We start from the raw sequence: 22,780 nt of genomic DNA on the forward strand, positions 1-22,780 counted from the left end.
AATAGTGCCAAACCACAATCAATTCCTACCTGGAAGCACGCACTATGTCCTATGACGGAAGCTGCTGCCTGGTCCCCTTCCTGTTCCGCCGTACCTGAAGCACGATGCGTTACAGCTGTTTGTTTTCAAAGCAAAACGTATTCAGTCCCGATGCGTTAGAAAGGTTGAATAACTAAACATGAATATATATGGAAAACGGAGCAGAAGTATTTTTTGGATTAGGAATATTGGGGCTGATACTCGGATTAATCGGTTTAATCCTGTATTTCTGGAGCATTATCTGGGCCTACAAGGATGCTGAACGAAGACGTAGATCCGGTATCCTGATTGCCCTCCTGGTTGCTTTTGTTGCCTGGCCGTTAGGTTTGATCATTTGGCTGCTGATCAGGCCAAGCGTGTTCGAAAGAAATATATAGCCCTCTGATTTAAATTGAACAACAAATAAAAACTTGTTTCAAGAAAAGGCGTTTCAGATTACTAAAGGACATAACCTAACAACTAGAACTATGGACAAATTGGAATTAAAAGGTAACTGGAATGAACTGAAAGGCAAGGTAAAACAAGCCTACGGCGACCTCAGCGACGACGATCTGAAATATGAAGAAGGAAAAGACGATGAGCTACTCGGGCGCCTGCAGCAGAAAACAGGAAAAACCCGCGACGACCTTGTTCGCTGGTTGAGAAGCCTGTAGACAGCTTCAGAGAATTGTTCGAAACATCACTTACATCAAAAAGCCCTTGCTGCGACCGCAGCAAGGGCTTTTTGATGTTTTTGTCTGAATCAGGATTTACAGGATTAGGTTTGTCTGAACACGATTAAGAAGATTTAAGGAATAACAGGATTGGATTTGTCTGTGGTTCGTGCAGGAGACGCGGTGCCCGCGTCTCTACAGCCTTACCCCCAACCTCTCTGCCTTTCTGTTACAGGGTTGAAAATTAAAGGATTAAAAATGTTCAACCCCTACACAATAACTACCTATCTCTTAAAGGGTTGAAGATTTTCAACCCCTACAAATTGTACCTTTCTAACTTTCTAACTCCTAAGCTTTTAACTGCCAATCACAGCGGTTGCTTCACCTCGAAGGTAAAGGTTTTACTGCCCGCCAGGCCCTTTTCGGTAATGCCCTGCACCACCACCAGGTATTTTCCTGCCTGGTCGGATGTATAGAACGCCACGTTGCCCTTACCGTCTGCTTTTGTTTTAACATCGGGTACCCAGTGTAGCAGGTTACGGAAGTCCGGCAAACGGCTTTGTAGTTGTTCGGGAGTAGCATACGCAGGTGCGTAGAACTCCCGCTCCAGTTGCAGTCCTTCGTACTCCAGCAGCAGCGAGCGTGGGTCCAGCTGAAGGCTGCCCAGGTCGCCTTTGTAGGTTGTGAAGCTGACAATGCCGCTGTAGGTCCTGGGGCCAACGAAGTACTTCTGCGTCACGACCTCCAGTTGCTTCACTTTCAGCGGATCAATGGCCATTACCCTGTTCATATCGAACACCGGCACCCCGTCCAGCAGCACCAGCGGGTTATCCGAAAAAATGCCCCTGTTCGGGCGGTCCAGCACCATCAGGTGGTAGCCTCCTTTTCTTTTCCGGGCCTGCACCGGCGTTACATACTCATGCAGCACTTCTTCCATGGTTTTGAAACGGATGTAGTCGTCGAGCAGGTAGCGGTCGTCGGGTTTGCCATAGAAAGCCGTGCTGTCGATGCCGGGTGAGTAGAAAACATCGCGGTACGTTTCGAAATAGGCGTTCTGCACCTGCACTTCCAGGTGGCGCTGCGCGACTTCGGGCTGCAGACTTTTGGCTAAGGCCAGCTCCGGCAGTTTGGTCGCGGCAAACTTTTCCGAAAACGGACTGAACACCCGGAAATGGTAGGTGCTGTCTTTGGTGGTATTGGTCTGCAGGATAATCTCTTTATAGCCGTAAAAATCCTTTACCTCATGCTGCACCATTCCGTTGGCGGCGCTGGTGCCCTGGTAAAAGCGCACATGCTTGCCGGGCGCAGCCAGGTAGGTCGTAATGCCCTGTGCCGGAGTGCCGGTAGCGGCATGCGTCACTTTGCTGCGGACAAGGTGGCCGTTAACTTCCGGCTGATATTCGAACACCTGCGGCCTGTTACGCAGCACCTCTTGCCAGCGGAAGCGGCTCCAGCCATGGGTCAGCATCAGGTTGTCGAGCGCCTGGTCTGCTACTGTGCCTGTGGCTGTTAAGTAGTATTCCGGTTGTTCGATGGTACCTTTCAGGTCGGAGGTCAGCCACAGGTAACTGGCAATGTCCGTAGCTACAGGTCCCTGCAGCGCGTCGAGCCGGTACACGGCCAGCGACAAATCAGCGGGTACGGCAGCGCCTGTGGTGGCTGCAGTAGTCATATCAATCGTAACTTTCTGGCGGGTGCCGTAGCTGTTTTTGTCTGTTGTCGCCGCTATTTCCAGCCTGGCTGCCGGTCGCTTGAAATATAGCCGCTCGCACACCGGCTTCTGCCGGCTGTTGAATACCGTGAGGTGGTTGATGCCGTCTGCCAGTGCCGCTTTGCGAAAGACAAATGTAGCTTTACCGTTTTGCAAGGTGCCAGCCTCAGCCACACCAATCTGCTGCCGCGCATGGCCCAGCAGGTACACCTGTTCAGACTGCAATCCTTTTGCTGCTACTGTCACCATAACCTCTGCGGCACCTTTTTCTTCCACCTGTACCGTGTACCCCTGCTCCTGGATGGCAGGCAGCTGGCGGGTGAGCACCTGCTGGTTTGGAAGCGTGATTTTAGCGGTGTATTTGCTTGCGCGGGAAGGCGTAAAGGTAAAATGCCCGATCCCGAATTTCAGCGGCTCGAACTGCGCCACCACATTCCCCTCCTGGTCCACAATCTCTCCCTGGCACGCAATGCCTTTTCCACTCTTGCTATCAGTTCCTTTAAACGCCACTTTGCAGGTCAGCCCATCCACCAAATTTCCACCTTCGGGGAAGAACTGAATGTCGTAAGCTGCTGCCTCTTTCGCAGGTTTTAAACCGGCATTTTTAAAAGTGTTGATGATCGTAACCGGCTGCTCAAAGTAAAAGTCCGGGCTGAAGTTTTTCATCCAGTTGGTATAGGCCCGCACGGTGTAGTTGCCGGAGCCAAGCGTAGGCGGCAGTACAAAGGAACCCTTTCCTGTACCTGCTTTCAAGGCAAATTTCCCTTGCAGCACCGGCCGCTTCGTCTCATCGAGTACCTCCACATACGCCACCTTGCTCATGTCGAGCGGCTGGTGCTGCGTGCCGTCCAGGTTGTAAAGCTTGAACCACATGGTTTCGCCGCTGGCATACGCAGGACGGTCCAGGTGCAGGAACAGCTTCTCCTGCAAGGTATTGCTCCTGAACTGGTCGAAGCTGCTGCGGATGGCAGCAAAATTGCCTGACTGCCCAACGACAGCACCTCCTGCCGTACTGAGCAGAAGGCACATGAACAGGCAAAGTTTTACGAGCACCTGCTGCCGGTTGTAAGAAGAAGTCTCCCATTGAAGCACATCATACAAGGAGATATTATTTGTACCTGTTACCATTGCTTTTATTCATAAAAGAAAATACTGCTCCAGGTTGGAAACTTGAAGCAGAAATAAATTTATCGCTACAACACGTGTGTCACTTTTACTGCGGCCAGAACTCCGGTTTCACATTGGTGCCGTAAATCCTGCAGTCCACGCAGCCTTTGTACTTTACTTTATAGCCTTCCAGCTTATTCAGTTCGCCATACACGGCGCCTTTTAGGCCCCAGTACGGATCGTTGTTCTTCACATAGCCAATCGCCGTCTCCATCGACACGGTTGCCGAATCGCCCTGGCACAGGGGAGGCGGCATGTACCACTGCTGCGGCAACTCCTGCCTGCCGATAAACAGCCTTTTCTGCTCTACCGAATAGGCGCTCAAAAAGCCTATAACAGGCTCCTGGCTATCGGCCACGCTACGGATATTCCCTTTAAACTGCGACGGCAGCGGATCGAATAAACCGCCTACGCTTTCGGTGGTTTTCTTCAGCGCTTCCCAATATGCATAGGCCTCCTGCGTCTGAGCGTACTGCTTTACCAGGATGCTGTACCCGATGCGCAATTTTTCGGACGACGGCGCCAGCTTTTGCAATGGAAATTTGCTGATGAGATCCTGGTTGTACCTGGAAGAGGTTCCAATTTTGATAGACGTGGAGGGCTCGGTTCGCCAGCACTGGTAAATGTTCTCGCTTTCGGCCGTACGCCTGACAATGGTATCGCCCACCACCTCCCCGGTAGCTCTTTCGGAAGCGGTAAACTCCCAGGTTTCTTCAAAATCCCAGCGATAGTAGCGGGTGTTGTCCTGTGGGTCGTGGGTGCTCACCTGCAGCTGCAGCCCGTCGGGTTCTGCTTCCCAGGTAAGTGCGTCTATAGCAGGCGTCATCTTCACCGGCACAAAATCTGATATGTAGGCCCTGGTTTTGGAGGTTTTGATATGCAGGCGATAGCGTTTGGTTGGATTTACCGGGATGGTATTGATGCTATAAACGCCCGCGCCCGTTTCTTTCAGGCTGAACCTGGCTCCTCCTTCTTCTTCTATAGTTACCGTAGCGCCTGTTTCGTTTCTGGGATTTTCATCGTCGCCCAGGTTCTGCGTGCGGGTCAGCTTAAAGGTGGTTGGGCCGTTGCCGGTATTGATAAACCCGTCGACAACCAGGTAGTTGTTGGGCATCTGGATTACTTCGTGCTGATAAGGCTCTATGCAGCTGCCCAGCATCAATAACAGAACCCAGAAAAAGTGTCTTTTTATAGAGCGTTGCATGTTGCTTAAAATCTGAAGTTATAGGTAATGGTCGGAATCGGGCTGCCGAAAATGGAAAGCTTGTAGCCTTTCACTTTGCCTTCTTCCGATTTAAAATAAACCGAGAACGGGTTATTGCGACCGGTGACGTTATACACGGCAAGGGTCCAGGAACTGTGCGCCAGCTTTTTTGCTTTGTGGTTGCCCTCCAGGTTCATGGCTACATCGAAACGGAAATAGTTCGGCACACGGTACGCGTTGCGGTCGGAATACAGGAGCCGTTGCGTATCGCCAAAGGTGTACTTGGCAATAGGCAGGGTAATAGGTCGACCGGTGCTGTAGGTAAAGTTGAACGAGGTGCTGTAGCGTTTGCTGAACTTGTAGTTGCTGATCAGCGTCAGGTCGTGCGGCTTGTCGAAATTGCTCGGGTAGTAGTTGCCGTTGTTGATCACTTCTCCCCGCTCCGGGTTGTTTACTTTGATAAGCGAACGGGAGTAGGTGTAGCTGATCCAGCCGTTCAGCCTGCCGCTCAGCTTTTTCAGCATGATTTCCATGCCGTAGGCTTTTCCCTCCGCATTGGCCACGTCTGTTTCGATGTGGTGGTTCATGAAAAGCGAAGCGCCGCTTTTGTAGTCCAGGAAGTCGCGCATGGTGCGGTAGTAGCCCTCCACCGACAGCTCAACCGTATTGGCTTTGAAGTTCTGGTAATAACCCAGCGCCACTTGGTTGCCCACCTGCGGACGAATTTTCGAATCGCTCAGTTTCCAGAGATCCGTCGGCGACATCGAAACGGTGTTCGACAGCATGTGAATGTACTGGCGCAGCCTGTTGAAGCCAATTTTCACGGAGGAATGATCGCCCAAGCCATACCGGGCAGAAAAGCGGTACTCCGGTCCGTGGTAATTGGCAAACGGACTGCCGGATTTGTAGAAAGTTGTATCTTCTACTGTATTTTCTGTTCGCGGCATGTTCTCTGCATACGTCAGCACCTCCCGCGGCCCCAGCGCATTGAACAACGAATACCGCAGCCCCGCCTCCACCGACAGGCGCGGTGTTATCTCGAACTGTTCCGAAGCATACACTGCCGTCTCCAGCGCCTGCTCGGACTGCAGCCTGTCCAGCGTTACAATAGACTCGCTGCTGTTGGGCTGGAACGAACCAGGCGAAATGCTGTAGTGGTTGGTACTGACGCCAAAGTTAACGGTATGCTTTGCGGTCGGGTAATAATTGAAATCGGCCTGGAAGTTTGCCTGGTTAATACCGAAATCCAGCGCAAAGGCAGTTACCGGGTTTTTATCACTTTCGACGCCATAGCCGTAGTGGCTGTAAGCGCCGGTGAACTTCCCGAACAGCTTTTCATCGAAGGTATGTTTCCAGCTGATGCTCGCGTTCTGGTTGGAGAAGGTATAGAGGGAGTCGGCGCCCAGCCGGAACTTGTCTTTGCTCAGATAGCCGCTTAGGATAAGCGAATTGTTGTCGTTTATTTTGTGGCTCAGCAGCGCATTTACATCATAAAAAGAAGCGGTGCTTTTGCTGAAAGTCGGGTCCGGAATTTTCTTCAGCAGCCAGTCGGAATAGGTGCTGCGGCCGCCGACAATGAGCGAAGTTTTGTCTTTCACCAGCGGCCCCTCCAGCGTCAGGCGGCTTGTCAGCAGCCCGATGCCACCGGAACCGGCAAACTTCTGCTTATTCCCCTCCCGCGACGTGATCTCCAGCACCGATGATAAGCGCCCGCCGTATTTGGCCGGAATCGCACTCCGGAACAGCTCCGCCGACTCCACCACATCAGGGTTGAAAGCAGAGAAGAAACCAAACAAATGCGAAGGATTGTAAATAGGTGCATTGTTGAAGAGAATTAGGTTCTGATCTGCCGAACCGCCGCGCACGTTCATCCCGGTGCTGCCCTCGCCTGCCGACTTCACGCCCGGCAGCGTCAGGATAACCCGCAGAATATCGGTTTCGCCAAAGGCGGTAGGCACTTGTTTGATAGACCGGATGTCCAGCTTCTCCACCCCCATCAGCAGGCTCGACACGTTTTTATCTTTATCGGCTTCTACGATTACTTCTTTCAGCACCCGCGCATCTTCCTGCAGTTCGATGTCCAGCCTGCCGTTGCCGTAGAGCATCACCTGCCGTTTGGTGGTCTGCATGCCAATGCCCCTGATCCGGAGCTGGTGGTGCCCCACCGGGAGCGAGAGGGTGTAGTAGCCGGACTGGTCGGTAGTGGTGCCGATCAACGGCGACTCGATATAAACAGAAGCCCCGAAAATGGGTTCACCGGTTCCTGCAGCACGCAGGTAGCCCGAAATGGTGGCTTTGCCGCTGGGGTTGTTTCGCCGGTCGCCGATCTCGTACAACTTAATTTCAGAAGCAGCACGCTTACTGCCCTGGTCATCAGACTGTTCTGCTCCTGCCACCATTGCTTCTGCACCTGCCGGTGTGGGCTCAAAGAAGTTCTCCGGCAGGGCCAGCTGCAGTTGTTTGCCTTTGGTGATAAACACCCGCTGCTGTGCATCAATGGCAAACCTGATCCCGGTATTGCGGAACAGCGCTGCCAGCACGTCCTCCAGCGGCTTGTTTGTTACCTGCACCGTTACCCGCACGCTGTCCACAGCAGCAGGATCAAAGTAGAATTTGTAGCCAGACCTTGCCTCCACTTCCCGGACAAATTCTTCGAAGGCCAGGTTGTTGAAGTTTCCGGTTACAGGCGCTCCTTTCGTGTGCTGGGCACTGAGGGAATGGAGGCAGCAAAAGCTGGCCAGGAGTAGCAGCAGGATGCCCCGGTAAAGTGAAGCCATTAGTTTGTTTTCAGATTTGATCTTAATATTGTCTGCCAGGAAACGCTGGTGCGGTTAGCAGGAAGTTATTTTTGAAGGGAAGCATAAAACCTGGCGGCCTCTATGATCGCCTCTTCTTTCTGCTTGTTGAATCTGAGTTTTTTTGCCTGCAGGTGCTTCCGGACCTGTTTCTTCTTATCCTGGAACACGTCGAGCAAGGTGCCTTTGCTGTTTACCTGGTAATAAGTGCCTGCTTTCCAGATGTAGTATTTGTCCGTAACTTCATACTCGCCCGTTACCTGCCCCCGTTCCACGCGCTCCTGCGCCAGCTTACTTCGTTTGGCAATAACGGAAACCGTATCCATGAACAGCAGGTCGTAGTAACCCGTTTGCATGGAGCCGCCGGCCAGGCTGTCTCTTTCGAAGCGGACGAAGGTGTGACCATTTAGTATAAAAGAAGCGAGCTTACCCGGAAGCAGTTTTTGCAGAGCGCCGCCGTTGTCTGTCATCACTTCGTCGGTGATCACGTCGTAGCGGATAGGCACCTGCCGGAACCAGGCGCCATCGTAATACACATCCCCCTCCGTCAGCTTATCCGTCTCGAAAAACGGATGCCCCTGCAGTTGCGGCTTCCGGTACTCCACATACGACGGGCCGTTAAACAAATGTGCCTGCCTGCCGACCGCCTGTTTATATACAGCAACAGCTGCTGATTTGGCACTTTGTAAGAAAGCAGTGTCCGCCTGGACAACCTGTGCCCGGACTGTACCGGCAGCACCCAGGAGCAGCAGGCAAAACAGAACCGGTAGTAGTTTACTTTTTATCATAGAGGTAGTATAAACGGATACTCATCTTACAGGTAACGCATTAACAACCTGTTAATATATGAAGATTTAATTTATTAGCGAACAAACATACGGTAATAATTTTAACTTTTGTTTAAACTTCAAAAAAATTATCTGGTGCTGATTCTCTACAAACAGATTTTGCAGACTAACCTGATAAATAAGCCCTTACAAAAGAAAGCAACATCCCTGTTCCATATTATTTAACCTTGTCCTGTTTCCCCTTCGGAATTGTGGTAGAAACAGCACCTCGCTCAGCTCACAAAGGAAGAGCAGAAGCTGTGGTGGCAGGTACAGCAGAATAAAAAAGGCGGTTTTTCCTCTGAAAATATTCTACTGCTCCTGCCACCACACCCGCTGCACATCATATGCCTATATATAACATATCACTACCACAGAAAACAGCTTAGCTTTAGCTATTGTAATAAATTTTCACCGCTCCTGGGCAACACTATTTGCCAGGTGCACAACTTGACACGCCACCTGTTTGAGGCGTTCAGCCGAGTTTGGAGGGTCTTGATTTTTTTGGTTCTTTTTGTATCAAGACCATAGCCGTCAGGCTAAGAAGTAAAAAGAAGTGATATCTCCTTAAGCTAAGGATGTTACACATGAAATACATTAGGAGAAAAGTCCCCCTTTGAAGGGGATAGGGGGATGATGCGCGTGCTGAAGGAAAAAATTTGTTCGCAGGTGTAAATCATCCCCCAACCCCCTTCAAAGGGGGACAACGGAATCGCTTTACTAAACAGCAGTCTCATCAGTTAAACTGCCTCGAAAGGAAAAATAGCCTGAACCTACTTAGTTTTTTGATTTTACTTCTTAGCCTGACGCCTATGGTCTTGATACAAAAAGAACAAAGACAAGGACAATAAAACAGCTGCTCCTGCTATCAAAGTCAAACTGGAACCTATGCAAACTTGGACAGAAACGCCAATAGCAATGGCTTTTACAACTTTCCCATAAGATCATTTCAGGCGAACAAAAGGTAGATGCCTCTTCGAGTAAACTTCATATATAAATAAAAAATTCAAAAATAAATATTACTTCTAACAAACAGTTGTTATTTTAGCATTTCAGTTTAATTTGCGACCTGAAAAAACGACTTCAGTCTGTCCGAATAACGACACAAAAAAGAGAAAAACAGCCCTGTCAGGGCAACAACTATGGAAAGAATAACAGCCAGATACTTAATCGAAACCCCTATAGCGGTGGAGAAGGCCGCAGCAGTATTAGCCGGAGAGCAGTCTTCGGGCACCTTCGTGGCCGTACCCGGCGAAACCGACGAGCTGAAGCAACGCTTCGCCGCCCGGGTCGAAGCCATCACGCCCATCGAAACCGTTTCGCAACCGGCTATCCCGGGCATTGCGACAGAAAACGGAACCTATCACCGGGCGTTTGTGGAGGTGTCGTGGTCGATCGAGAACTTCGGCTACAACCTGCCGGCCATGATCTCTACGCTGCAGGGCAACCTCTATGAAATCACGCAGTTCACAGGGCTCAAGCTGATGGACCTGGAGGTACCGCCTTCCTTTGCCGACCAGTTTGCAGGTCCGCGCTTTGGCATAGAAGGCTGCCGCAAACTGACGAACGTGTACGACCGCCCGCTCATCGGCACCATCATCAAACCCAGCATCGGCTTGTCGCCGGAGCAAACCGCAGATATGGTGAAAGTGTTGGCCGAAGCCGGTATCGATTTTATCAAGGACGATGAGCTGCTGGTTGCATCGGCCAACTCGCCTTTCGAAAAGCGCCTGGAGGCGGTCATGCGGGTGATTAACAACCACGCCGATAAAACGGGCAAACGCGTGATGTACGCCATCAACATCAGCGACGAAGTGGACAACATGCTGCGGAATTATGAAAAGGTGGTAGCATCGGGTAATACCTGCGCCATGGTCAGCATCAACAGCGTGGGCTTGTCCGGCGTGAAGAAAGTATGTGACCAGGGGCAACTGGCCATCCACGGGCACCGCAACGGCTGGGGCATGCTGAACCGCCACCCGCTGCTGGGCATCGAATTTCCGGCTTACCAGAAAATCTGGCGCCTGGTGGGGGTAGACCAGCTGCACGTAAACGGGATTCAAAATAAATTCTGGGAATCAGACGATTCGGTGGTACGCTCTATCGAATCCTGCCTCAAGCCGATGCTGGGGGGCTATTCCATCTTACCGGTGGTGTCGTCCGGACAATGGGGTGGACAGGCACCCGAAACCTACCGCCGCACCCAGACGACCGATTTGCTGTACATGGCAGGCGGCGGCATCATGGCCCATCCCGATGGTCCGGCCGGCGGCGTGGTAGCCCTGAAACAAGCCTGGGAAGCGGCCGTGGACGGGTTGTCGGTAGAAGAAGCAGCAAATAAATACCCTGAGTTTGCCAATTCAGTTAAAAAATTCGGTTCTAAAAAATGACAGCACAACCACACCGCCTCCTGCTGGCCTACTACGGCGACGACTTCACGGGCTCCACCGATGCGCTGGAATTCCTGAGCCGTGCCGGCGCCCGCACGGTCCTGTTCATGGAACCGCCTATGCCCGAACAGCTCGCACGCTACGAAGGGCTGCAGGCAATAGGCGTGGCCGGCATGACGCGTGCCATGGCGCCCGTTAAAATGGAAGCAGAACTGCGCCCGGCTTTTGCAGCGCTGCAGCGCCTCCAGGTGCCGCACGTGCATTACAAAGTCTGCTCTACCTTCGACTCCTCTCCCACCGTCGGGAGCATCGGTAAGGCAATGGAGGTAGGTGCAGAACTCTTTCAGGCGCCTTATATTCCCTTAGTGGTAGCAGCACCTGCCTTGGGACGTTACTGCGTGTTCGGCAACCTGTTTGCGCGCATGGGTATCGGCAGCCAGGGCAGCATCTACCGCCTCGACCGGCACCCGTCCATGAGCCGCCACCCGGTTACTCCCGCCCACGAAAGCGACCTGCGCCTGCACCTGGCAAAGCAAACATCAAAACAGTCGGGGCTGCTGGATATTTTACAACTGGAACGACCGGAAGCGGAGTCGCTTGGTGTTCTGAAAAAAATGATTGCCGAAGGCGCCGAAGTGGTGCTGTTCGACGGGCTGTACCCGGAGCAGATGAAGACGATTGGCTTCCTTGTGGACAACACTGCCGAAGCTGGAAAGACCTTGTTCTCGGTAGGTTCGTCCGGCGTGGAAATGGCCCTGGGCAGTTACTGGACACAGCAGGGACTCCTGCAGCCACCGTCGGAATGGCCTGATCCGGGAGAAGCAAAACCGCTGCTGGTGGCCTCTGGAAGCTGCTCCCCCGTCACTTCCGGACAAATAAACTGGGCGCTTGCAAACGGTTTTGCCGAGATAGCCCTCGACACGACGGCCATTGCACAGGCTGCTGATGATGCCGCTTCACTGCTGGAAAATTATGTCGTAGAAGCCGTCACGCAGGTAAACGAAGGCCGCAGCGTCATCCTCCACACCAGCCGTGGCGCTGACGACGAACGGGTAGGCAAATCCACATCCCTGTTAGCCGGGAAAGAAACCTCCACATCGCAACTTTACGGCACTGCGCTCGGCCGCATCGTGCGGGAAGTGCTGGCGCAAACCGAGGTGCAGCGCATCGTAATAGCCGGTGGCGATACCTCCAGCTTTGCCGCCCGCGCCCTGGGCATAGAAGCGGTCGAGATGATTGCCCCCTTAGCTCCCGGTGCACCGCTCTGCATAGCGCATGCTCCCGGCTCTCCGGTAGATGGCCGGGAAGTTAACTTCAAAGGTGGCCAGGTGGGGCGCGAAGATTATTTTGGCATGGTAGCCAACGGAAAAGAAATTCAACTAAACGTGTTATAAACAAACGAACATATGAAACCGAAAACCTTAGGACTCATTCATACATCTGCCACGCTGGTACCCGTTTTCCAGCAACTGTGCCAGCAAATGCTGCCCGGCGTAAACGTATTCAACATCGTGGACGACAGCCTGATCAAGGATGTCATCAGTAAAGGCGAACTGACCTCGCAAACTGCCCGTCGCGTAGTGGATTACGTGGGCTCTGCCGAAGCTGCCGGTGCCGACCATATCCTGGTTACCTGCTCCTCCATTGGAGCAGCCGTAGAAGCGGCAGCCAATTTAACCAGCGTACCGGTCCTGCGCGTGGACCAGCCCATGGCCGACCTGGCCGTACAGACCGGTAAAAGAATTGGCGTTGTAGCGACCTTGCCCACCACCCTGGAACCAACCAGCGACCTGGTAAAACGCCGTGCTGCCGCTGCCGGAAAAGAAATAGAGCTAACCTCCCGCCTCTGCGAAGGCGCCTTCGAAGCCCTGATGAGCGGCGACGCCGCCCGCCACGACCAGATGGTAGCCGACGCCCTGCGTGAGCTGTCGAAGCAGGTAGATGTGATTCTGCTGGCGCAAGCATCCATGGCCCGCGTGGTAGATACTTTAGACGAAGCCGACAAACGTGTTCCGATCCTGGCCAGTCCGCCGCAGGCCATCAAGCACCTGGCGGAGGTGATGGGGTAGGAAGAAATTTTCTACCGCCCCGAATGCCTTCGGCATGGTTGTTATTCCGGAAAGCTTTCAGCTTTCGTTGCTGCATTATCCAGCTTTCTAACGTTCGTAGGCTGAAAGCTTTCTAAAGTATCTGGACTGAAGTAGTTTAAACTATACTCTTTTTTTGTCATCCTGGAAGGATCTTGTGGGCAAGCTGCAGAAACGCTCCCTACCAGCTACCTTCCAGAATAACAGGAAATAAACTAATTTAAACTGCTTCTGTCCTCATACTTAATACCAAACTATAAAAGTTGCTTCCATTTCAAAACCTCTGGTCGCTGGCTTAAGTGCAGCTTGCCCACAAGATCCCTTCGGGATGACAGGAGTGAGGAAATATTTTGGAAGTGTGTAAACTAGATGGTTTAACTAGCTCCGGGTTTAAAACCTGAAACAGTGAATTTTTCCCTAAAATTGCACCTAAAATTAACAAACATTCATAAGTAACAAGCAAAACAAAAGAGACGGGTATGGAAACAATACGGAAAATTAGTGTAGGATTGGCTGGTCTTTGCCTGCTCCTTTTGCTTTTTGGCATCATTACCGGCCAGGCTATATTCTGGCAACCTGCAGCAGTCGGACTGGCTGTGTTTACTGCCATCGGCCTGGCAGCCTTTCCTGCGCTGAAAGGCTACCAATACACCGCCTGGATAGTAACTGCCGTAGTAGCCGGTATGATTTATCCTTCTGCCTTTCTGCGATGGGGCGAATTTGACCTGCGGAACAAGTGGCTGATCATGATCGTGGTGCAGCTGGTGATGTTTGGCATGGGTATCCAGATGAGCCTCCGCGATTTCTCGGGACTGGCCTCTACCTGGCGGGGTGTGCTGGTTGGCTTATTAAGCCAGTTTTCCATTATGCCGATCATGGGCTTTATCCTGATTAAAATTTTCCAGTTCGAACCGGAAATTGCCGCTGGTGTCATTCTCATCGGCTCCTGTTCCAGCGGACTTGCCTCCAACGTGATGGTGTACATTGCCCGTGCCAACCTGGTGTTGTCCGTCACCCTGACGGCCATTGCTACCCTGGTTGCACCCTTTATGACGCCTCTGTTAATGAAGCTCCTGGCCGGTACCTTAATTGAAATTCGCTTCGTGGACATGATGATGGAAATCATCAAGATCGTCCTGGTGCCTATCGGCGCTGCTTTGCTGCACGATTACCTGAAAAAAGCATCCGCGCAGGGCTGGCGCAATGTCCTGTTTATCGCGAGTATCAGTATGCTGTGGCTGGTGGCGCTTGCGCTGGGTTCGTGGCAGGTGCTGCAACAACTGGTGCCTTCTGCCTTGCTGCCTTCAGTCGAAATGCTTGGCTTCTTTGCAGGTGCCGTTTTGGCTGGAATAGCCTATCATGGCATTACCAGGTGGTTCCCCCGCCTCGACTCATACATGCCCTATTTCTCCATGTTCGGCATTATTTACTTTACCACCGTTACCACCGCCGCCGGTCGCGATAACCTGCTGCAGGTAGGCTTCCTGTTGTTTGTAGCTGCCGTTATACACAATGCTGCCGGTTACTTCTTCGGCTACTGGTTAAGCCGCGCCTTCGGCATGGACCGGAACTCGGCCCGCACCGTGGCGCTGGAAGTAGGGCTGCAAAATGGCGGCATGGCTTCGGGACTGGCAGGTACGATGGGCAAACTAGGCACAGTAGGTCTTGCCTCCGCCGTCTTCAGCCCCTGGATGAACATTTCAGGTTCTATTCTGGCGAATTATTGGCGACGGAAGCAACTACAGCTGGATGAAAAAAAGCAGGAACCGGTTCAGGAGAAAGCAGCTGCCTGAGCCGTTGAGGGAGGTGATTCGTCTCTAAATAAAATTCTCCTTTTGTACCCAAAATCACCTGCCTAAAGACCTCGCAGTGTGCGCAGCTCCTGCGAGTGTCTGACGGTAGATTCCAACGGTAAACGGGGATCAGGAGATCCCCAGCAGTTTGCATTCGGATGAAAACATCCGAATGAGCAAGGAAGGAAACATTCCTTCACACCCATCCTTCCCTCACTCCCAGCAACGGTCCTGACAAAAAACAGCAAAGCCTCTCCGTTTCCGAAGAGGCTTTGCTGTTTTATCATTTAAGCTGCTATTACACCAGGATACGAACCGGGTTCTCGAGCAGGTTTTTGAATGTTTGCAGGAAAGCGGAACCTACTGCGCCGTCCACTACGCGGTGGTCGCAGCTCAGGGTTACTTTCATTACATTGCCAATCTGGATCTGGCCGTTTTTCACAACAGGCACCTGCGAAATACCACCTACTGCCAGGATACAGGCATTTGGCGGGTTGATGATCGCGGTGAATTCATCGATACCGAACATACCCAGGTTAGAGATGGAGAACGTGCTGCCTTCCATCTCTGCAGGCTGCAGTTTCTTGCTCTTCGCTTTGCCACCCAGTTCTTTCACTTCAGCAGAAAGCGCAGAAAGCGACTTAAAGTCGGCATTGCGCACCACCGGTACCAGCAGGCCTTCTTCTACCGCTACAGCAACACCAATGTTCACGTGCTTGTTGTAACGGATTTTGTCGCCCAACCAGGCTGAGTTCACCGCCGGGTGCTGACGAAGCGCTACAGCAGCAGCTTTGATCACCAGGTCGTTGAATGATATTTTAACCGGAGAAATCTCGTTCATGGAAACGCGGGCTTCCATTGCCTTGTCCATATCGATGGACATGGTCAGGAAGAAGTGCGGCGATGTGAACAAGCTTTCGGACAGGCGACGGGCAATTACCTTACGCATCTGCGATACGTTCACCTCTTCATACGATTCGGCTGGCGCACCTGTAAAGGCTGCAGCTGCAGGTTGAGCGGCTGCTTTGGCAGCAGGAGCCTGTTGCGGTGCAGCAGATGGCTTATAATTTTCGATATCGCGAAGTACGATGCGGCCACCTTCGCCCGATCCTTTTACTGAACCAAGGTTGATGCCTTTGTCTTTTGCAAGCTTTTTGGCAAGCGGAGAAGCTTTAATACGTCCGTTTCCGGTTCCTTCGGCAGCAACAGCTGTTTCCTGCTGCTGTTCGGCAGCTACCGGTTCTGTTTCGGTGCTTTCTTCCGCTTCGGCGGTTTCTGCACCAGCCTCCCCGGCTTCTGCAGCACTTAACAGGGTTTTGTAATCAGCACCTTCTTCGCCGATAACGGCTATTACCGCATTTACCGGCACGGCATCGCCTTCTTTCACGCCTATATAAAGAAGTGTTCCGTCTTCGTAGGCTTCCAGTTCCATGGTGGCTTTGTCGGTTTCCACCTCCGCCAGCACATCACCGGACTGCACTTTGTCGCCTTCTTTTTTCAGCCACGAAACAAGCACACCCTCAGTCATGGTATCGCTCATTTTTGGCATGCGGATGACATTCGCCTTAATATTAGAAGTATCTACAGTGGCTTTTGGAGCAGCAGCTTCCTTTTTAGCCGGTGCAGCTTTTTCTGCTTCGGGCTTTGCTTCAGCTTCGGCTGCGGGTGCACCGCCACCATTTATCTGAGCAAGCAGACCAGAGATGTCTTCGCCTTCTTTGCCTAAGATAGCAATAACAGCATCCACAGGAACAGCATCCCCTTGCTTGGGACCAATGTAGAGCAGTGTTCCGTCTTCGTAAGACTCCAGCTCCATGGTAGCTTTATCTGTCTCTACTTCTGCCAGTATGTCGCCGGAGCTTACGCTATCGCCAACCTTTTTCAGCCAAGATGCAATCACCCCCTCAGTCATTGTGTCACTCATCTTGGGCATTTTTATAACTTCAGCCATATTCTAATATCGTGTTGTTTTATTCGCCCAAAGGTTCTTTTTAATCAGCTCAAAATTAGATTTAAAAATATTTTATTCAAACTATACGTTACAATTTTGTTGCTGCAATCTTAAAACTACTGTTTCAGCGTCTCCACCTGCTCCAAATTTACCCCTGCATCTACTCCTTTTGCTATTGAAGTCCGCTTACCTGATGCGCGGAAATCACTCAGCAGGCTCCTGCAGGTGCGCCACATCGCAGAACCGCTTCACGACAAACATGCTGCCGGTGTACTCCAGCTCGTAGAGGCACAGGTTCTCGTGCACGAACTGGTCCATGCACTTGAGCGGGTAGTTTAGCAGGGTGCTCAGCAAGATACGCATCGCCCGCCCGTGCATGCAAATTAAAACGGTCTCTTCTTCGGGCCTGCTCAGCATCAGGTCGATAAACGGCATTTGTCTTGCCGCCACCAGCTCGGGGCTCTCTCCACCTTCTATACAAAGAGCGGTTTCGCCGTCGCACCAGCGGCTCAGCGTGTCGTGGTAATAGGCATCTTCTTCCGGCGTAATGAGGGTGCCTTCACGGGTACCCCAGCATATTTCGTTTAACCCGGCGTGCTGTTCGTGCGGGATGCCCAGGTCAATAAACCCCTGCACCGACTGAATGCTTCGCTGCAGGACCGAGGTATATACTTTCTGGAAAGCCACATGCTTGTACTTCTCAAAAAAACGGGCCGCCTGCCGGCGTCCGGTTTCGTTGAGTGCTGCGTCCACGCCACTGCCCTGCACGATGCCCTTCAGGTTAAAATCTGTCTGGCCGTGGCGGATGAGGTAAATTTTCTTAATACTCAAAATTCTTTACTTTTGCCTTACATTAAATACGGGTGCTAAATATAGGAAACGTTCGCTATGCATGAAAGTGATAATACGTTGAAAAGGCTGAATGAGTGGGGAAAAAATACCATGCTGGCGCATTTGGGCATCGAGATAACCGACTGTGGCGAGAAGTACCTGTGCGGCAAAATGCCCGTAGACCACCGCACCCACCAGCCCATGGGCCTGCTGCATGGCGGCGCCTCCGTGGCCCTTGCCGAAACGCTGGGCAGTATCGGCGCTGCGCTGCAGGTCGACTTGGAAAAACAGGCTTGTGTCGGGCTGGAGATAAATGCCAACCATGTGCGCGGCGTGCGCGAAGGCTGGGTATATGGCAAAGCTACCGCCATCCACGTGGGCCGCTCTACGCAGATCTGGGAAATTAAGATTACAAACGAAGCGGGAGACCTGGTGTGCATTAGCCGCATGACGGTTGCCGTTATCGATAAAAAATAAATTATGACAAAGGCATTTGATGCCACGGTTAGCGCAGCTTCCGGCACGGAGCCTGTAGCTGCTACCTTATCAGCTATACTAACTGCTGCCGTTAAACTGGGCTTTGCGGTGGCAGCATGGCGTTTACCTGAAACTTCGGACATTAACATTGCTGTTTCGCTGCGGCAGCAGCATGCCATCGCGCAGCCTGTCCTCGAAAACAGCCCGTTTGGCTTTTTGTTCTGCCCCTTCCAGGCAAATGAGGCACATGGCAATCTGTTTATCAAAGCGGATATTTTTTACAATTCAGCAGCAGAGACTGTGGTGGCTGCAGCAGACGCCCCGCCAGCATCCGTTGCGGCTTATTACGAGGTCCTGGAGCATGTAAAAAACAGCGGAGAAGTAAAATGGCATGTGGCTAAACGCGCAGGCCAGGAGCTGGAACAACCTGAAACGGCTTTTAAAGACGCTGTAAAAGCGGCAGTAGCGGCCATTGAGGCGGAGGAGATGGAGAAAGTCGTGTTGTCAAGGAAGGATTGTATGGCTTTGCCGGAAACGTTCTCTCCTGCCGCTGCCTTCTTAGCCATGGCAGAAGCTTATCCGCGGGCCTTTGTATCGCTGGTGTCTGTGCCCGAAACCGGCACCTGGCTGGGCGCCTCCCCGGAGATCCTGGTCAGCATCGATCAGCAGCAGATTTTCCGGACGGTGGCGCTGGCGGGTACGCAGCCTTTAAACAATGCCACCACGACCGCCAATGCCATCTGGCGCCAGAAAGAAATTGAAGAGCAGTCGCTGGTGGAGCGGTACGTGATCAACTGCTTTAAAAAGATCCGGCTGCGCGAATACATGGAATCCGGCCCTAAAACTGTGATTGCCGGTAACCTGATGCACCTGCGCACCGATTTTAAGGTGGACATGAAAGAGCAGCCCTTCCCTACCCTCGGAAGCGATATGCTGCACCTGCTGCACCCTACTTCTGCCGTGTGTGGCATGCCCAAAGAGCCTGCCCTCAGTTTTATCCTGGAACACGAAGGCTACGACCGCTGCTTTTTCAGTGGCTTCCTGGGGCCTGTCAGCAGCGCTCAAGGCACGCACATTTACGTAAACCTGCGCTGTACAAAGCTCCTGCAGCAACAAGCCATCATCTACGCCGGTGCTGGCATCACGGCAGAATCATCGCCCGAAAAAGAGTGGGTGGAAACAAAATACAAAATGCTGACCGTAAGCCGGGTACTGGAAAGTTTGGGAGTTTAGGAGTTTAAGAGTTAGAGAGTTTAGGAGTTTAGGAGTTTGGGAAGTAGAAAGGTAAAATTATCTGTAGAGACGCGAGCATCGCGTCTCCTGTACGAACCACATACAAATCCAATCAATCCTGCTATTCCTTAAATCTTCTTAATCTTGTTCAGACAAATAATCCTGAAAATTCTAATATTCTGTAAATCCTGATTTCCTGTATCTGATTCAGAATTTCAACTCTCTAACTCCCAAACTCTCTAACTCCCAAACTTTCTAACTCTCTAACTTTCTAACTCTCTAACTCCTAAACTCTCTAACTTCCCATGCTTCTTCAACCTGTAGTCAACATCGCCGAGATTTGTGCCCGCAAGGGCGTGGAAAATGTGGTGCTTTCGCCCGGATCGCGTTGTGCACCCATCACCATTGCCTTTGCCCGTCACCCAAAGCTAAACGTGCGGACGGTCAGCGATGAGCGTGCAGCTGCATTTATCGGGCTGGGGATGGCCCTGACGACAGGGAAGCCAACGGTGCTGGTGTGTACTTCCGGGACGGCAGCGCTGAACTATGCACCTGCGGTTGCCGAAGCTTATTTTCAGCAGGTGCCGCTGCTGGTGCTCACGGCTGATCGTCCGCCGGAGTGGATCGACCAGCTCGACGGGCAGACCATCCGGCAGCAGCAGGTATATGGGCAGCATGTAAAGAACAGCTATACCTTTCCGGTGGATCTGTCACATAAAGATGCGGTATGGCATACGGAGCGTATGGTGTCGGAAGCGCTTAACGAGACCATGGCTTTTCCTGCCGGACCGGTGCATATCAACGTGCCGCTGCGGGAACCGTTTTATCCTGCTCCGGGTGAAGAACTGAAATTTGATGCGGGTGTGAAGGTAATCGAGGAAGTGCAGAATCTGTTTGCACCAGCCCCACAACAGGCAGCTGCCTGGCAGCAGGAACTGAAATCCTTCAGCCGCATCCTGTTGGTAGCCGGGCAGGACAACTATGACGCGGAGCTATTGCAAAGCCTGGAGGCGTTTACAGCTGCCTCCGGCAGTGTGCTCGTGGGCGATGTTATTTCCAACATGCACCGCCTTCCGGGTGCCATCCGCCACCAGGACGCGATCCTCGCCTGTCCGGACGAAGAGAAGATGCACTCCCTGCAGCCCGACCTGCTCCTTACCTTCGGGAAATCGGTTATCTCCAAAAGCCTGAAACTGTACCTGCGCAAGTATAATCCCAAAGTACACTGGCACATCCAACCCGCCGGAGCAGTCGCCGACACCTTTCAATGTCTGACCAGGATTATCCGCTGTGCGCCTTCACAATTTTTCAATGTCATAGCTTCCGGAAGCACTTCTGCACCTGCCACTACAGCCTTTGCTGCTGCCTGGGCCGGGTTCGAGGAAAAAGCAGCGAGTTTTCTGCAAGCCTATACCGCCGAAGCCGAATACAGCGAGCTGACGGTGCTGGCACGGGTACTACAACAACTGCCGCAGCCCGGCAACCTGCACCTGGCCAACAGCATGGCCGTGCGCTACGCCAATATCCTGGCGCTGCCACCGCAGCAACAGGTGGAGGTATATGCCAACCGCGGCACCAGCGGCATCGACGGCAGCACCAGTACCGCTGTTGGTTGCGCCCTCAGCAGTTCCGCCATCACCACGCTCCTCACCGGCGACCTGGCCTTCTTCTACGATCGCAACGGTCTGTGGCACAACTACCTGCCCCACAACCTGCGCATCGTGCTGCTCAACAACCACGCTGGTGGCATTTTCCGGCTGATAGACGGACCAAAGCAACAGCCCGAACTGGAGCCCTTCTTCGAAACGCACCAGGCCCTGAACGCCGAAAACACCGCCCGCGACTTTGGGTTAAACTACACCTCCTGCCGCTCGCTGGAAGAACTGGAACAGGTACTGCCAGGTTTCTTCTCTGTAGAAGCCGGTCCGGGTATCCTGGAGATCTTCACGGAGAGCCCTGCCAACGCTGCGGCTTTTGCACAATATAAGGCCGCATTGCTGAAGAGTTTTTAGCAGGTCAAAAGGTGATTGTAGTTTTGCGCTGAAGAACACGATAATAGGAAAATATTTATTTACTTTATCATATTTTGTTATTATCTTTCAACACTGCTCACTATTACTCTGACAAAACCTATGAAAACCTTTGTTAAAGTCCTCACCTGTGTTGCCTTCCTGTTTTTCTCTTCTAACAACAGTTATGCTCAGGCACAAGCAGAAGCATTTACAAACAAAAATGCGGTATATCTTGAGGCTTTAGGCAACGGTGGTGTAGTTTCTGTAAATTATGACCGAATTTTTTATAGCAAAAGTTTTCTTAAGCTAAGCAGCAGAATCGGGTTTGGTGTACTGCCTGTTCTAAAAATAAGAGAGTCTCACGTTTATGAGATCAATGAAACAAACCGGAAAATAAATCCTACTTTAGTAACTGAAGTTACAGGTATGCTTGGTAGAAGTAATCACAATCTGGAGATTGGTCTTGGTTACACCTATAGGAACTACACTGAACCAGGATTCGAAAGAGTAACTGTGGGAACTGCTATTCCGATTAAAGTTAATTACAGAACTTCTCAAGATCATTACATCTTCTCCCGTGTTGGCTACCGCTATCAAAAACCAACCGGCGGTTTCCTCTTTAGGGCTGGCTTTACTCCAGTTTTGCTTAGCCTAAAAACCTACCATCGAACTTCTTTCTTTGAACTAAATGCCGGTCTCTCCTTCGGCTGGAGTTTCTAATTTTAAATACCAATATCAATTAACTCCTGCAACACCCAAATTATTTCCCCATCACCCTAGTTTGTCCCATAGCAGAAGAAAAGGCTAATATTCATCCTGTTTTAGTTAAATTCCGTTAAATTATTATAAACCAATAGTTTAACCATTAACCGATACAGCCATGAATCTTACACATGATATGCACCGCGTAGAACGATGGGCAGATGCACACCATCCGGTTTGGGTCGATTTTCTGCGTGTTGCCTTAGGAATTTTTCTATTTATCAAGGGCATTATGTTTATCCAGGACACCGCTGCTCTTCAAGACATCTTAAACAACAGCCAGTTCAGGTGGGTATCGTTTGGTATTGCGCATTACGTAGCCTTCGCCCACCTGGTAGGCGGACTGTTCATTGCCATGGGGTTAATTACCCGCATCTCAGTTTTGTTCCAGCTGCCCATCCTGCTGGGAGCTGTGTTTTTCGTGAATCCTGAACGGGGCTTCTATTCCGAAAACACCGAATTCTGGACCTCTCTGATTACACTGTTATTACTTATTTTCTTCCTGATATTTGGCTCAGGCCGCTTTTCTGCAGATTATATGATGCGGGAGCGTAAACGGGAACGAGAATATTAAATCAACTTTCGGCACAAACCAAACTGGCCAGGCGCAGTCAATTAGGAAGCAAATCTTACGTAGTTGACTGCGCTTTTTTATAACTCATGTTTCGCATTGCATTTATAACTCCTTCGCTTCAGCAGCGCCTGTGGTGGCCGGTGCAGCAGCATTACCCGGAACCGGTACAGCTTAAAAACGGCTCCTCATTTTAAACAATAGCCAGAATGTTGTACTTTTACCAACCGTACAACTTACGCTGCAACGCAAGCAGGCGGCGTAGCTCACTTTGTTT

General features: G+C 51.6%; 17 protein-coding genes. 11 read left to right on the plus strand and 6 right to left on the minus strand.

Annotated features, from left to right (window positions below):
* Positions 1-188 precede the first annotated feature (188 nt).
* Positions 189-416: a hypothetical protein gene (locus tag DCW36_RS15260; protein WP_114782421.1), complete on the plus strand. Its 228-nt coding sequence runs from the start codon at positions 189-191 to the stop codon at positions 414-416.
* 90 nt (positions 417-506) lie between these two features.
* Positions 507-692 carry a CsbD family protein gene (locus DCW36_RS15265; RefSeq protein ID WP_114782422.1) on the plus strand — a complete coding sequence of 62 codons (186 nt, stop codon included), beginning with the start codon at positions 507-509 and terminating at the stop codon, positions 690-692.
* Between the two features lie 367 nt (positions 693-1,059).
* Here DCW36_RS15265 and DCW36_RS15270 read toward each other — a convergent pair whose 3' ends face one another.
* From DCW36_RS15270 to DCW36_RS15285, 4 genes are all read right to left on the minus strand, one after another.
* Positions 1,060-3,531, minus strand: coding sequence for an alpha-2-macroglobulin family protein (locus tag DCW36_RS15270; protein ID WP_125185401.1), 2,472 nt, complete (start codon positions 3,529-3,531; stop codon positions 1,060-1,062).
* Between the two features lie 85 nt (positions 3,532-3,616).
* The gene (locus DCW36_RS15275; protein ID WP_114782424.1) at positions 3,617-4,774 is read right to left on the minus strand and encodes a DUF4249 domain-containing protein; all 1,158 of its coding nucleotides are present in this window, start codon (positions 4,772-4,774) and stop codon (positions 3,617-3,619) included.
* Between the two features lie 5 nt (positions 4,775-4,779).
* A complete protein-coding gene (locus DCW36_RS15280; RefSeq protein ID WP_114782425.1) occupies positions 4,780-7,551 on the minus strand; it encodes a TonB-dependent receptor in 2,772 nt (923 codons plus the stop codon).
* A gap of 65 nt (positions 7,552-7,616) precedes the next feature.
* Positions 7,617-8,357: a hypothetical protein gene (locus DCW36_RS15285; RefSeq protein WP_125185402.1), complete on the minus strand. Its 741-nt coding sequence runs from the start codon at positions 8,355-8,357 to the stop codon at positions 7,617-7,619.
* 1,181 nt (positions 8,358-9,538) lie between these two features.
* On the opposite strand from DCW36_RS15285, the gene DCW36_RS15290 reads away from it, so the two are divergent.
* From DCW36_RS15290 to DCW36_RS15305, 4 genes are all read left to right on the plus strand, one after another.
* Positions 9,539-10,786: a ribulose-bisphosphate carboxylase large subunit family protein gene (locus DCW36_RS15290; RefSeq protein WP_114782427.1), complete on the plus strand. Its 1,248-nt coding sequence runs from the start codon at positions 9,539-9,541 to the stop codon at positions 10,784-10,786.
* Entirely contained in the window at positions 10,783-12,180 is a 1,398-nt protein-coding gene (locus tag DCW36_RS15295) for a four-carbon acid sugar kinase family protein (protein ID WP_114782428.1), read from the plus strand. The genes DCW36_RS15290 and DCW36_RS15295 overlap by 4 nt, the downstream gene beginning before the upstream one ends.
* 12 nt (positions 12,181-12,192) lie before the next feature.
* Positions 12,193-12,855 (plus strand): aspartate/glutamate racemase family protein, encoded by a 663-nt coding sequence (locus tag DCW36_RS15300; RefSeq protein WP_114782429.1) that lies wholly within the window; start codon positions 12,193-12,195, stop codon positions 12,853-12,855.
* Positions 12,856-13,352: 497 nt separating this feature from the next.
* Positions 13,353-14,666 (plus strand): bile acid:sodium symporter family protein, encoded by a 1,314-nt coding sequence (locus DCW36_RS15305; RefSeq protein ID WP_114782430.1) that lies wholly within the window; start codon positions 13,353-13,355, stop codon positions 14,664-14,666.
* A 298-nt stretch (positions 14,667-14,964) separates the two neighbouring features.
* Here the strand turns inward: DCW36_RS15305 and DCW36_RS15310 are convergent, their stop codons facing one another.
* Together DCW36_RS15310 and DCW36_RS15315 are read right to left on the minus strand one after the other, a co-directional pair.
* Positions 14,965-16,617 (minus strand): pyruvate dehydrogenase complex dihydrolipoamide acetyltransferase, encoded by a 1,653-nt coding sequence (locus DCW36_RS15310; RefSeq protein WP_114782431.1) that lies wholly within the window; start codon positions 16,615-16,617, stop codon positions 14,965-14,967.
* Positions 16,618-16,821: 204 nt separating this feature from the next.
* Positions 16,822-17,448 (minus strand): histidine phosphatase family protein, encoded by a 627-nt coding sequence (locus tag DCW36_RS15315; protein ID WP_114782432.1) that lies wholly within the window; start codon positions 17,446-17,448, stop codon positions 16,822-16,824.
* 57 nt (positions 17,449-17,505) lie between these two features.
* Here DCW36_RS15315 and DCW36_RS15320 point away from each other — a divergent pair, with 57 nt between their 5' ends.
* The 5 genes from DCW36_RS15320 to DCW36_RS15340 all read left to right on the plus strand — a co-directional run bounded on the left by DCW36_RS15320 (position 17,506) and on the right by DCW36_RS15340 (position 22,506).
* Positions 17,506-17,925, plus strand: coding sequence for a hotdog fold thioesterase (locus DCW36_RS15320; RefSeq protein WP_114782433.1), 420 nt, complete (start codon positions 17,506-17,508; stop codon positions 17,923-17,925).
* Between the two features lie 3 nt (positions 17,926-17,928).
* Entirely contained in the window at positions 17,929-19,158 is a 1,230-nt protein-coding gene (locus tag DCW36_RS15325) for a chorismate-binding protein (RefSeq protein WP_114782434.1), read from the plus strand.
* Between the two features lie 305 nt (positions 19,159-19,463).
* Complete coding sequence (gene menD / locus DCW36_RS15330; protein ID WP_114782435.1) at positions 19,464-21,170, plus strand: 2-succinyl-5-enolpyruvyl-6-hydroxy-3-cyclohexene-1-carboxylic-acid synthase; 1,707 nt, start codon at positions 19,464-19,466, stop codon at positions 21,168-21,170.
* Positions 21,171-21,290: 120 nt separating this feature from the next.
* On the plus strand, positions 21,291-21,890 hold the full coding sequence (locus DCW36_RS15335) for a hypothetical protein (RefSeq protein WP_125185403.1): 600 nt from the start codon (positions 21,291-21,293) through the stop codon (positions 21,888-21,890).
* 160 nt (positions 21,891-22,050) lie between these two features.
* Complete coding sequence (locus tag DCW36_RS15340; protein WP_114782436.1) at positions 22,051-22,506, plus strand: DoxX family protein; 456 nt, start codon at positions 22,051-22,053, stop codon at positions 22,504-22,506.
* Positions 22,507-22,780: the final 274 nt, after the last annotated feature.

This window comes from Botryobacter ruber, assembly GCF_003347595.2.
Lineage (GTDB): Bacteria > Bacteroidota > Bacteroidia > Cytophagales > Hymenobacteraceae > Pontibacter > Pontibacter ruber_A.

Coding starts and splice junctions, on each gene's coding strand:
- DCW36_RS15305 (WP_114782430.1), top strand. CDS start 13,353: ATGGAAACAATACGGAAAATTAGTGTAGGATTGGCTGGTCTTTGCCTG.
- DCW36_RS15285 (WP_125185402.1), bottom strand. CDS start 8,357: ATGATAAAAAGTAAACTACTACCGGTTCTGTTTTGCCTGCTGCTCCTG.
- DCW36_RS15290 (WP_114782427.1), top strand. CDS start 9,539: ATGGAAAGAATAACAGCCAGATACTTAATCGAAACCCCTATAGCGGTG.
- DCW36_RS15320 (WP_114782433.1), top strand. CDS start 17,506: ATGCATGAAAGTGATAATACGTTGAAAAGGCTGAATGAGTGGGGAAAA.
- DCW36_RS15310 (WP_114782431.1), bottom strand. CDS start 16,617: ATGGCTGAAGTTATAAAAATGCCCAAGATGAGTGACACAATGACTGAG.
- DCW36_RS15295 (WP_114782428.1), top strand. CDS start 10,783: ATGACAGCACAACCACACCGCCTCCTGCTGGCCTACTACGGCGACGAC.
- menD (WP_114782435.1), top strand. CDS start 19,464: ATGCTTCTTCAACCTGTAGTCAACATCGCCGAGATTTGTGCCCGCAAG.
- DCW36_RS15335 (WP_125185403.1), top strand. CDS start 21,291: ATGAAAACCTTTGTTAAAGTCCTCACCTGTGTTGCCTTCCTGTTTTTC.
- DCW36_RS15270 (WP_125185401.1), bottom strand. CDS start 3,531: ATGGTAACAGGTACAAATAATATCTCCTTGTATGATGTGCTTCAATGG.
- DCW36_RS15260 (WP_114782421.1), top strand. CDS start 189: ATGGAAAACGGAGCAGAAGTATTTTTTGGATTAGGAATATTGGGGCTG.
- DCW36_RS15325 (WP_114782434.1), top strand. CDS start 17,929: ATGACAAAGGCATTTGATGCCACGGTTAGCGCAGCTTCCGGCACGGAG.
- DCW36_RS15265 (WP_114782422.1), top strand. CDS start 507: ATGGACAAATTGGAATTAAAAGGTAACTGGAATGAACTGAAAGGCAAG.
- DCW36_RS15275 (WP_114782424.1), bottom strand. CDS start 4,774: ATGCAACGCTCTATAAAAAGACACTTTTTCTGGGTTCTGTTATTGATG.
- DCW36_RS15300 (WP_114782429.1), top strand. CDS start 12,193: ATGAAACCGAAAACCTTAGGACTCATTCATACATCTGCCACGCTGGTA.
- DCW36_RS15340 (WP_114782436.1), top strand. CDS start 22,051: ATGAATCTTACACATGATATGCACCGCGTAGAACGATGGGCAGATGCA.
- DCW36_RS15280 (WP_114782425.1), bottom strand. CDS start 7,551: ATGGCTTCACTTTACCGGGGCATCCTGCTGCTACTCCTGGCCAGCTTT.